General features: G+C 67.5%; 7 protein-coding genes. 6 read left to right on the top strand and 1 reads right to left on the bottom strand.

Features of this window, described 5'->3' with window-relative positions; genetic code table 11:
• Positions 1 to 59: 59 nt before the first annotated feature.
• Both ACFOPH_RS16145 and ACFOPH_RS16140 read left to right on the top strand, forming a co-directional pair.
• Positions 60 to 2099, top strand: coding sequence for a response regulator (locus ACFOPH_RS16145; RefSeq protein ID WP_379736395.1), 2040 nt, complete (start codon positions 60 to 62; stop codon positions 2097 to 2099).
• Positions 2096 to 4660, top strand: coding sequence for an EAL domain-containing protein (locus tag ACFOPH_RS16140; protein ID WP_312553191.1), 2565 nt, complete (start codon positions 2096 to 2098; stop codon positions 4658 to 4660). Before ACFOPH_RS16145 ends, ACFOPH_RS16140 begins: the two co-directional genes overlap by 4 nt.
• A 185-nt stretch (positions 4661 to 4845) precedes the next feature.
• Here ACFOPH_RS16140 and thiL read toward each other — a convergent pair whose 3' ends face one another.
• Positions 4846 to 5814 carry a thiamine-phosphate kinase gene (thiL, locus tag ACFOPH_RS16135; protein ID WP_379736393.1) on the bottom strand — a complete coding sequence of 323 codons (969 nt, stop codon included), beginning with the start codon at positions 5812 to 5814 and terminating at the stop codon, positions 4846 to 4848.
• Positions 5815 to 6024: 210 nt separating this feature from the next.
• Here thiL and ACFOPH_RS16130 point away from each other — a divergent pair, with 210 nt between their 5' ends.
• From ACFOPH_RS16130 to ACFOPH_RS16115, 4 genes are all read left to right on the top strand, one after another.
• The gene (locus ACFOPH_RS16130; RefSeq protein ID WP_312552613.1) at positions 6025 to 8337 is read left to right on the top strand and encodes an NADP-dependent malic enzyme; all 2313 of its coding nucleotides are present in this window, start codon (positions 6025 to 6027) and stop codon (positions 8335 to 8337) included.
• A gap of 280 nt (positions 8338 to 8617) precedes the next feature.
• Positions 8618 to 9664: a GDP-mannose 4,6-dehydratase gene (gmd, locus tag ACFOPH_RS16125; protein WP_379736391.1), complete on the top strand. Its 1047-nt coding sequence runs from the start codon at positions 8618 to 8620 to the stop codon at positions 9662 to 9664.
• Position 9665: 1 nt separating this feature from the next.
• Complete coding sequence (locus ACFOPH_RS16120) at positions 9666 to 10604, top strand: GDP-mannose 4,6-dehydratase (protein ID WP_312552610.1); 939 nt, start codon at positions 9666 to 9668, stop codon at positions 10602 to 10604.
• A 102-nt stretch (positions 10605 to 10706) separates the two neighbouring features.
• Positions 10707 to 11888: a glycosyltransferase family 4 protein gene (locus ACFOPH_RS16115; RefSeq protein ID WP_312552609.1), complete on the top strand. Its 1182-nt coding sequence runs from the start codon at positions 10707 to 10709 to the stop codon at positions 11886 to 11888.
• The last annotated feature ends 104 nt before the right edge of the window (positions 11889 to 11992 follow it).

The following is an 11992-nucleotide window of genomic DNA, read 5'->3' as shown; positions in this document are numbered from 1 at the left end:
GTCGTGATGGCCGTCGCCATCCGGGCCGGGGCGCGCGCGCGCGAAAGGAGCCTGCCCGCGTGCCCGAACACGCCGGAGGCGGCATGATCCGCCTGCCGTCGCTCCGCAAGAAGCTCGTCGCCGTGGTGATGGCCACCACGCTGGCCGCGCTCGTGGTCTCGGTCGGGCTGGTGATCGGCTACGACCTGCGCAGCTACCACCGCTCGCTGGTGAACGACCTCTCGACCCAGGCCGAGCTGGTCGGCCACATGAGCTCGGCCGCGCTGGCCTTCGACGACGCCCGCCTGGCCGGTGAGAACCTGGCGCTGCTGCGCACCCGCCCGATGGCCGCCGCCGCCGCCATCTACGACGAACGCGGGCGCCTGTTCGCATCCTACGCCGCGGGCGGGGCGCGCACGGTATTCCCGGCTCAGGCCGAAGCGGCCGCCACCCGCGTCGAGGACGGCTACCTGGTGGTGTTCCGGCCGATCGTCGAGAACGGCGAGACCGTCGGCACGGTCTGGCTGCGCGCCGAGAACCGGCTGCTCTCGCGCACCCTCGACTACCTGGCGATCGCGCTGGCCGTGACCCTGCTGGCGATGGCGATCGCGTATCTCGTGATGCGGCGCCTGGGCCGCGTGATCACCGCGCCAATCATCGCGATCACCGAGATCGCACGGGACGTGGTCGCCACGCGCGACTATTCGCGCCGCGCGCCGCGCATCAGCAACGACGAGGCGGCCGAGCTGGTCGATTCCTTCAACGCGATGCTGACCGAGATCGAGCAGCGCACCCGCGAGCTCGAGGATTCGAACCGGGAAATCGTGCGCGAGGCGCAGGAGCGCTCGCGCGCCCAGCAGGAAGTGATGCGCCTGAACGAGCAGCTCGAACACCGCGTCGACGAACGCACCCTGCAGCTGGCGCTGGCCAACGCCGAACTGGCCAACGCGATCGACGAGGCGCGCAACGCCAACCAGGCCAAATCGGCCTTCCTGTCGTCGATGAGCCACGAGCTGCGCACGCCCCTGAACGCGATCCTCGGCTTCGCCCAGATCCTGACCTCGGAGGCGCTGCCGACTTCCAGCGAACAGAAGAAGGAGTTCGCCAGCCACATCCTGAAGTCGGGACGCCACCTGCTCACCCTGATCAACGAGATCCTCGACCTGGCCAAGGTGGAGTCGGGCACGATCTCGCTGTCGATGGAGCCGGTGGCCCTCGCCGAGGTGCTGGAGGAGTGCCGCACCATGGTCGAGCCGCTGGCGGCCGGGCGCGGCATCCGCGTGCTGTTCCCGCAAACGGTCGACGCGGTGCTGCTGGCCGACCGCACCCGGCTGAAGCAGGTATTGCTGAACCTGCTGTCGAACGCGATCAAGTACAACCGCGACGCCGGCGCCGTGGTGCTCGACTGTGTCCAGCTCACGCCCGAGCGCATGCGCATCTCGGTGCAGGACACCGGCATGGGCCTGCGCGCCGACCAGCTCGACAGCCTGTTCCAGCCCTTCAACCGCCTCGGCCAGGAAGCCGGCGCCCAGGAAGGCACCGGCATCGGCCTGGTGGTGACGCGCCGCCTGGTCGAGCTGATGGGCGGTTCGATCGAGGTCAGCAGCAGTCCCGGCGTGGGCAGCGTGTTCGCGATCGAGCTGGGCACCACCGTGCCGCAAGCCTCGCTGGACGATGCCTCGTCGCACCCGTCGGGGGAGCCTGCCGGGCGTACCGATCATGCTCCGCATCTCGTGCTTTACGTCGAGGACAACCCGGCCAACCTGAAGCTGGTCGTGGAAATCGTGCGCTTCCGGCCCGACCTGCGGCTGATCGCCGCCGCCGACGGCCCGGCCGGCCTGGCGCTGGCGCGCGAGCGGCGCCCCGACATCATCCTGATGGACATCAACCTGCCCGGCATGGACGGCTATGAGGTGCTCGCCGAACTGCGGCGCGACGCGCAGACGGCCGGCATCCCCGTGATTGCGCTCACCGCCAACGCAATGGCGAGCGACATCGAGCGCGGCCTGGCGGCAGGGTTTTTCCGCTACCTGACGAAACCGGTCGATATCGACAAGTTCAACGAAGCGATCGACGGCACGCTGGCCCAGCTGCGTGCCGGGAAAGGAACCGAAACATGATCACGCCCGCCGATGTGCGGCGCGCACGCGTGCTGGTCGTCGACGACCAGCCGGTCAACGTGCAGCTGCTCGAATACCTGCTCAAGACGACCGGGTACGAGAACGTGCACAGCACCACCGACCCGCGCCAGGTGGTGGCGCTGCACCTGAAGCACCGCTTCGACCTGATCATCCTCGACCTGCACATGCCGGGCATGGATGGCTTCCAGGTGATGGAGGCCTTGAAGCCGCTGGAAAGCGAGTCGTGGCTGCCGGTGCTGGTGGTGACGGCCGAGCCGGACAAGAAGCTGGCGGCGCTGGAAGCGGGCGCGCGCGACTTCATCGGCAAGCCGCTCGACACGGTCGAGGTGATGACCCGCATCCGCAACCTGCTCGAAGTGCGCCTGATGCACCGCGAGTCGCGCGAGCACGGGGCCAATCTCGAACGCACCGTGCGCGAGCGTACCGCGGCGCTGGAGCGCTTCCGGCGCGCGATGGACGCCACCACCGACGGCATCTTCCTGGTCGACGCGGCCAGCCTGGCGCTGGTCGACGTCAGCGACGGCGCCTGCCGCATGCTCGGCTTCTCGCGCGACGCGCTGCTGCGCATCGATCCGGTGGCCCTGGGCCTGACCACCGCCGACCAGCTGCAGCGCCACCTCGCCACCAACGGCGCCGCGCACGAATCCGACATCGCCGAGACCGAGCTGCTGCGCGCCGGCGGCGAGGGCGCGGTGCCGGTCGAGATCAGCTGGCAGTGGCAGGAAGCCGGCAGCAGCAAGCTCCTGATCGCGGTCGCGCGCGACATCAGCGAACGCATCCACGCGCAGCAGCGCCTGAAGCACCTGGCCAGCTACGACGCGCTCACCGGCCTGCCGAACCGCACGCTGTTCTTCCAGAACCTGCGCGAGGCGATCGAGCTGGCCCAGGACAAGGCCTGGCGCGTGGCGGTGCTGTTCATCACGCTCGACCGCTTCAAGGTCGTCAACGATTCGCTCGGGCCGGCACTGGGCGACGAGCTGCTGCGCCAGTTCAGCAACCGCCTGGTCAAGGCGATCGGCCTGCGCGATGCGGTCGGGCGCCTGGGCGGCGACGAGTTCGCGCTGATCCTGACCATGACCCGCGAGCAGGAGCAGGAACCGGTGCGCGTGGCCAACGAGATCCGCGAGTCGCTGCGCGCGCCGTTCGACCTGAATGGGCAAAAGGCGGTGCTCACGGCCAGCATCGGCATCGCGATGTATCCCGACGACGCGCTCGAACCCAGCACCCTGGTCAAGTACGCCGACACCGCCATGGTGCGCGCCAAGGAGGCCGGACGCGACGGCTACCGCTTCTTCACCGCCGGCATGAACGTGCAGGTGCTGGCGCGCCTGGACCTGGAAGTGGCCCTGCGCGGTGCGCTCGAGGGCGGCGAGTTCGTGCTGCACTACCAGCCCAAGCTGGAACTGAACACCGGACGCGTGTCCGGGGTCGAGGCCCTGCTGCGCTGGCACCGTCCCGGCCACGACCTGGTCTATCCGGCCGAATTCGTGCCGGTGCTGGAGGAAACCGGCATGGTGGTGCGGGTCGGCGAATGGATCGTCGACGAGGCCTGCCGCCAGATCGCCGCGTGGAACGAAGAGGGCGTGCGCGAGCTGCGCGTGGCGGTCAACGTGTCGAGCCGCCAGTTCGTCGAGGGCGACCTCGAGGGCGTGGTGCGCGCGGCCATCGAGCGCCACGGCATCGAGCCGGGCATGCTCGAGCTGGAACTGACCGAAAGCGCCCTGATGACCAACGCCGAGCGCACCATCGAGGTGCTGCAGCGCCTGAAGGCGCTCGGCATCCGCATTGCCATCGACGACTTCGGCACCGGATACTCGAGCCTGGCCTACCTGAAGCGCTTCCCGATCGACAAGCTGAAGATCGACATCGCCTTCGTGCGCGACATCGTCAACAACCCGGACGATGCCGCGATCGCGCTGGCGATCATCAGCATGGCGCACAGCCTGCACATGCAGGTGATCGCCGAAGGGGTGGAGACGCGCGCCCAGATGGCGTATTTGCGGCGCAACCGCTGCGACGAGATCCAGGGTTTTCATTTTTCGCGCGCGCTCCCGGCCGCGCAACTGGCCCAGCTGGTGCGCAAGAACCGCGATGCGCCGGACCGGCCGGCGGCCGACGACAGCAGCGTGCAGACCATCCTGGTGGTCGACGACGACGTCGACACCTTGAGCGCCCTGCATCGCCTGTTCAGGCGCGACAACTACCGCGTGCTGACCGCTTCGTCGCCGTCCGAAGCCTTCGAGCTGCTGGCGCTGTACCGGGTGCAGGTGGTGATCTGCGACCAGCGCATGCCGGTCATGAGCGGCACCGAGTTCCTCAGCAAGGTGAAGGAGATGTATCCGGACACCATGCGCATCATCCTGTCCGGCTACACCGGCGTGCAGACCGTGCTCGACTCGATCAACCGCGGTGCGATCTACAAGTTCTATACGAAACCCTGGGTCGACGCCGAGTTGCGCGACAACGTGCGCCTGGCGTTCCGGCAGTACTGGATGGAGCATGGGCCGTATGACGACCGCAAGGTGCCGCGGACGGGGTGAGCCTGCGGCTTGCGTACGTCACGCGTGGGTTCGAGAACCCACCCTACGCCCTTGCCGGGTTCCGTGGTGGTGTCCTTGACGGTGCGGTGTGCATGGGTACGACCGCGTGGACACAGGTGTCCACCCTACGGGAAAGCGGGGTTTCGTAGGGTGGGTTCTTGAACCCACATGACGGCGCTTGAACATCAACTGCCGCTGAAATGGTCCCACCCCCCGACCTGCAAATCGAGCGGCGCCCCCGCCCCATCCACGAAACGCAGCCCCGGCTGGGCATCGATGGTCCCGACCCGCGTCACCGCCGTGCCGCTGGCCTCGGCAGCGGCGAGCACCGCCTCGCGGTCCGCGCGCCGCGCCGCGAAGCACAGTTCGTAGTCGTCGCCGCCGGCCGCCGTGAAGCGCCGCCGCAAGGCCTGCGGCTGGCGCGCCAGCATCGGCCCGGCCGGCAGCGCATCGGCGTCCAGCGTCGCGCCGACCCTGGAGGCCGCCAGGATGTGCCCCAGGTCGCCCGCCAGGCCGTCCGAGATGTCGAGCGCGGCCGGCGGCGCGGCCAGCCGCGCCAGCGCCTGCCCCAGGGCCACGCGCGGGGTCGGCATGTGCATGCGCGTGGCAGCCTGCGCATGGGTGGCGGGATCGAGCGCGACCTCGCTCAAGTAGCCGGCCAGCGCCAGGCGCGCGTCGCCCAGCGTGCCCGAGATCCAGATGTCGTCGCCGGCGCGCGCGGCGTCGCGCCGCAATGCCTGGCCGGGCGCGACTTCGCCGAACACCGTGATGCAGATGTTCAGTGGGCCGCGCGTGGTGTCGCCGCCGATCAGTTCGCAGTCGTGCAGGTCGGCCAGCGCGAACAGGCCGCTCGAGAAACCTTCCAGCCAGGCCGGGTCGGCAGCGGGCAGGGACAGAGCCAGCGTAAAGCCGAGCGGACGCGCGCCCATCGCCGCCAGGTCCGACAAATTCACCGCCAGGCATTTGTGGCCCAGCATGCGCGGCTCGGCGCCGGCGAAGAAGTGGCGGCCCTCGACCAGCATGTCGGTCGAGATCGCCATCTGCATGCCGGGCGTCGGCGCCAGCAGGGCGCAGTCGTCGCCGATGCCGAGCACGGCGCGCCCCGGACGCGGGCGGCGGAAGTACTGTTTGATGAGGTCGAATTCGGAAAGCATGCGCGAATTCTACCGTTGCCGGCCACGCCGGGCAGCCATTGCAACTGTCTCCATGGCTGCGCCGGCGCTTCCATAGGCTAGGCTTATAGGGCAACTCATTGCATTAGACTAGCTTCTGAATATACCTGGGCGTGGAAAATACGTAGCCGACAGAAAGAGTCAGTCTGATAAAATTGGAGGTTCCCCTCTAGTTCAGGAAGGCTGCATAGCATGGATTCGTCATCGGATAAAAAAGAAGAATTACGCCAACAACTGCGTGCTGCAGCGCTCGAATACCACCAGGTTCCCCGCCCCGGCAAGATTTCTGTCACGCCGACCAAGGGCCTGCTGAACCAGCGTGACCTGGCGCTTGCGTATTCCCCCGGCGTGGCCGCGCCCTGCGAAGAGATCGTCAAGGATCCCGCAGCCTCCTACAAGTACACCGCGCGCGGCAACCTGGTGGCCGTGATCTCGAACGGCACCGCCGTGCTCGGCCTGGGCAACATCGGCCCACTGGCTTCCAAGCCGGTCATGGAAGGCAAGGGCGTGCTGTTCAAGAAGTTCGCCGCGATCGACGTCTTCGACATCGAGATCAACGAAAACGACCCCGACAAACTGGTCGACATCATCGCCTCGCTCGAGCCGACCTTCGGCGGCGTGAACCTGGAAGACATCAAGGCGCCCGAGTGCTTCTACATCGAGCGTAAACTGCGCGAGCGCATGAAGATCCCGGTCTTCCACGACGACCAGCACGGCACCGCGATCATCGTCGGCGCCGCCATCCTGAACGGCCTGAAGGTCGTGGGCAAGGACATCAAGAACTGCAAGCTGGTCGTGTCCGGCGCCGGCGCCGCCGCGCTGGCCTGCCTCGACCTGATCGTCGACCTCGGCTTCCCGATCGAGAACATCTTCGTGACCGACCTGGCCGGCGTGGTCTACAAGGGCCGCGTCGAATTGATGGACCCGGACAAGGAACGCTTCGCCCAGGACACGCCGCTGCGCACCCTGTCCGAGGTGATCGACAACGCCGACATCTTCCTCGGCCTCTCGGCCGGCGGCGTGCTCAAGCAGGATATGGTCGCCCGCATGGCGCCGAACCCGCTGATCCTGGCGCTGGCCAACCCGAACCCGGAAATCCTGCCGGAAGACGTCAAGGCCGTGCGCAGCGACGCCATCATCGCGACCGGCCGTTCGGACTACCCGAACCAGGTCAACAACGTCCTGTGCTTCCCCTACATGTTCCGCGGCGCGCTCGACTGCGGCGCGACCACCATCACCCGCGACATGGAAATCGCGGTGGTGCACGCGATCGCCGACCTGGCCCACGCCGAGCAGTCGGACATCGTGGCCTCGGCCTACGGCATCAGCAACCTGTCGTTCGGCCCGGAATACCTGATCCCGATGCCGTTCGACCCGCGCCTGCTGACCCACATCGCGCCGGCGGTGGCGAAAGCGGCCCAGGACGGCGGCGTGGCGACGCGCCCGATCGCGGACCTGGACGCCTACGCCGAGAGCCTGCAGCAGTTCGTGTACCGCAGCGGCACCTTCATGAAGCCGCTGTTCTCGATGGCCAAGTCGGCCCAGTCCGAAGTCAAGCGCATCGTCTATGCCGAGGGCGAGGACGAGCGCGTGCTGCGCGCGGTGCAGGTAGTGGCCGACGAAGGGCTGGCGCGCCCGATCCTGGTCGGCCGCCCGGAGGTGCTGGAAAAACGCATCGAGAAGTTCGGCCTGCGCCTGAAGCAGGGCGTGCATTTCGACGTCATCAACCCCGATTTCGACGAGCGCTACCGCGACTACTGGCAGACCTACCACCAGATGGTGATGCGCAAGGGCGTGACCGCGGACATGGCCAAGCTGGCGATGCGCCGCCGCCACACGCTGATCGGCGCCATGATGGTGCACAAGGGCGACGCCGACGGCATGATCTGCGGCACCTACGGCACCACCTGGACCCACCTGGACTTCATCGACAAGGTGCTGGGCAAGCGCGAAGGCGCCAAGGTGTACGCGGCGATGAACATCATCATCACCCCTGAGCGCCAGCTGGCGATGCTCGACACCCACGTCAACGACAACCCGAGCGCCGAGGAAGTGGCCGAGATGACGATCATGGCGGCCGAGGAGCTCGAGCGTTTCGGCATCACCCCGCGCGTGGCGCTGCTGTCGCATTCGAACTTCGGTTCGTCGAACAGCGACTCGGCGCAAAAGATGCGCGCCGCCCTGGCGCTGGTGCAGCAGCAGGCGCCGAACCTGGAGATCGACGGCGAGATGCACGGCGACGCGGCGCTCGATGCCAAGCTGCGCGCCAAGATCATGCCGCAGTCGACGCTGAAGGGCGATGCCAACATGGTGGTGATGCCGAACATCGAGTCGGCCAACATCGCCTACAACCTGCTCAAGACGGCGGCCGGCAACGGCATCGCGGTCGGCCCGATCCTGCTCGGCTGCGCCCGTCCGGTGCACATCCTGACCCCGTCGGCGACGGTGCGACGCATCGTCAACATGACGGCGCTGTGCGTGGTGGACGCGGTGGCGAACCGCTGATCCAGCTTGGGCCGGCCGGAGCATGCAAAGTTCCGGCCGCGCAGGCATTGCTTGCGCAGACTCACAGGCGGGCGTCCCCGCCTGTTTTTTTTGGCTTGAACAAGTAACAATCCGTAAGCGGGGCCTTGCCGGGTTCCGATTCGGGCAATAATGCTCGCGCGTTATTGTCACTGCAACAGCTATGTTACCGGCTCGGTCGTTTTGGGATACGGCTCTGTTACAATATGGGGTTGTCAGAAAAGTATTCGATTGACCGAGCACTCATCCGGAATTCCATATCATGCAAAGAACAAGCAAAAAGGCCGTCGTTACCGGCATCACCGGCCAGGACGGCGCCTACCTGGCGCAGCTGCTGCTCGAGAAGGGCTACCACGTGACCGGCACCTTCCGCCGCGCCAGCTCGACCAACTTCTGGCGTATCGAGGAACTGGGCATCGCCGCGCACCCGAACCTGTCGCTGGTCGAATACGACCTGACCGACCTGGCGTCGAGCCTGCGCCTGATCCAGAACGCGGAACCGGATGAGGTGTACAACCTGGCGGCGCAAAGCTTCGTCGGCGTTTCCTTCGACCAGCCGCTGACCACCGCCTCGATCACCGGCCTGGGCGCGGTCAACCTGCTCGAAGCGATCCGCCTGGTGAATCCGAAGATCCGCTTCTACCAGGCGTCGACCTCGGAAATGTTCGGCAAGGTGCAGGCCATCCCGCAGGTCGAGGACACCCCGTTCTATCCGCGCAGCCCGTATGGCGTGGCCAAGCTGTACGCGCACTGGATGACGATCAACTACCGCGAGAGCTACGACATCTTCGGCACCTCGGGCATCCTGTTCAACCACGAGTCGCCGCTGCGCGGACGCGAGTTCGTCACCCGCAAGATCACCGACTCGGTCGCCAAGATCGTCCTGGACAAGCTCGACGTGCTCGAACTGGGCAACCTCGACGCCAAGCGCGACTGGGGCTATGCCAAGGAATACGTCGAGGGCATGTGGCGCATGCTGCAGGTCGATCGCCCGGACACCTACGTGCTGGCGACCAACCGCACCGAGACCGTGCGCGACTTCGTCACCATGGCGTTCAAGGGCGCCGGCGTGGCGCTCGAGTGGAGCGGCAGCGGCGAGAACGAAACCGGCCACTGCACCCGCAGCGGCAAGGCCGTGGTGCGCGTCTCGCCGAAGTTCTACCGTCCGGCCGAGGTCGACCTCCTGATCGGCAACCCGGAAAAGGCCAAGCGCGAGCTGGGCTGGGAACCGAAGACCACGCTCGAGGAGCTGTGCCAGATGATGGTCGACGCCGACCTGCGCCGCAACCAACAGGGCGCCTCGTTCTGACATGAGCACCCTGGGCACGGAGCAGCAGCCGGCCGGCGGCGCACGCGAGGGCGAGGGCCGGCGTGCCCTCATCACCGGGCTGCGCGGCTTTACCGGCCATTACATGGCACGCGAGCTGGTCGACGCCGGCTACCGCGTGTTCGGCACCGCGATGCCGGGCGACGCCGCCGGCCCCGACATCTACCCGGTCGACCTGTGCGACCGCGCGGCGGTGGCCGCGATGGTCGAGCAGGTCCAGCCCGACGTGGTGGTGCACCTGGCCGGCATCGCCTTCGTCGGCCATGGCGACGCCGAGCAGATCTACCGCGTCAACGTGGCCGGCACCCGCAACCTGCTCGAGGCGCTGGCGGCCGTGCCGCACCGGCCCTCGGCCGTGCTGCTGGCCTCGTCGGCCAACATCTACGGCAACGCCAGCGTGCCCTTCATCGACGAGAACGTGGCGCCGGCGCCGGCCAACGACTACGCCGTCAGCAAGCTGGCGATGGAGTACATGGCGCGCCTGTGGATGGACCGGCTGCCGATCGTCATCGCCCGTCCGTTCAACTACACCGGTCGCGGCCAGGGCGAGAATTTCCTGTTGCCGAAGATCGTCGCGCATTTCCGCCGCAAGGCGCCGCAGATCGAACTGGGCAACCTGGCGATCGCGCGCGACTTCTCCGACGTGCGCATGGTCGCCTACAGCTACCGGCGCCTGCTGGCTGCCGCGCCGGCCGGCGAAGCCTTCAACATCTGCTCCGGCCGCAGCCATTCGCTCTCCGGCGTGCTCGACATGATGGCCGAGATCGCCGGTTACCGCATCGAGGTGAGGGTCAACCCCGCCTTCGTGCGCGCCAACGACGTGCTGACGCTCACCGGCGACAACACCAAGCTGGCAAGCGTCATCGGCCCCATCCCGACCCGGCCGCTGTCCGAGACGCTGCGCTGGATGGCCGAGGATTGACCATGGGCGGGCAGAGCGCAAGGCCGGGCATCGCCGTCGCCGCGCGCTCCGCCGTCCGCCGCAACACCTGCGCGCATTAAGCTTTTATTTTTCGTCACCATCATGCGCGTCCTTCATTTCTACAAGACTTATTACCCGGACTCCCTGGGCGGGATCGAGCAGACCATCCGCCAGATGTGCGTTGGCACCGGCCGTCTTGGCGTGACCAATACCGTGCTGTCGCTGTCGCGCGAGAAGAACCTGCAGCCCTTCGAGTTCGAGGGGCACACCGTGCACCGCGCGCCGCTCGACTTCGAGCTGGCGTCGAATGCCTGCTCGCTGGCCGCGCTCGGCGCGCTGGGGCGCCTGGCGCGCGACGCCGACGTGGTGCACTACCACTTTCCCTGGCCCTTCATGGACCTGGCGCACTTCGTCGCGCGCGTGCGCAAGCCGACCGTGGTCAGCTACCACTCCGACATCGTGCGCCAGAAGAACCTGCTGCGCCTGTACCAGCCGCTGAAGCACCGCTTCCTGCGCAGCGTCGACGCCATCGTCGCGGCCTCGCCCAACTACCTGGCCTCCTCGCAGGTGCTGGCGCGCTACCGCGACAAGACCCACGTCATTCCCTACGGCCTAGACCAGACCAGCTATCCGCAGCCGGACCCGGCGCGGCTGGCCTACTGGCGCGAGCGCGTCGGCCCGAAGTTCTTCCTGTTCGTCGGCGTGCTGCGCTACTACAAGGGGCTGCACGTGCTGCTCGACGCGGTGGCGCGCACCGAGTATCCGGTGGTGATCGTCGGCGCCGGCCCGGAAGAGGCGGCGCTCAAGGCCCAGGCCGCGCGCCTGGGGCTGAAGAACGTGCTGTTCGTCGGCGCGGTCGACGAGGACGACAAGGTGGCGTTGCTGACGCTGGCCTATGCGCTGGCCTTCCCCTCGCACCTGCGCTCGGAAGCCTTCGGCGTCTCGCTGCTGGAAGGGGCGATGTACGGCAAGCCGATGATCTCCTGCGAGATCGGCACCGGCACCACCTTCATCAACATCGACGGCGAGACCGGCCTCGTGGTGCCGCCCGATAATGCGCCGGCGCTGCACGCGGCCATGCGCGCGCTGTGGGACAACCCCGAGCTGGCGCGCACGATGGGCGCGCGCGCGGCGCAGCGTTTCGGCCAGGTGTTCACTTCGGCTCAAATGGCGGCCGGCTACACGGCCCTGTACCAGGACGTGCTGGCGCGCCACGCGGCCGCGCCGCAGGCGCCCGCGGCGCCGTTGGCCCCCCCGGCACGGCCGGGCCGGCCGGGCGAATGAAAAAGGGGCGCGCTGCGCCCCTTTTTTTCGTAGGGTGGGTTCTTGAACCCACGCTGGGAACATGATCTGTTGCAGATTGACCGCTTGGCGCCCAAATCAAGCGC

The organism is Massilia haematophila, assembly GCF_042647645.1.
Taxonomy (GTDB): Bacteria; Pseudomonadota; Gammaproteobacteria; order Burkholderiales; family Burkholderiaceae_D; genus Telluria; species Telluria haematophila.
Note: the sequence above shows the minus strand (reverse complement) of the source record. Positions and strands in the feature narration are given on the sequence as shown.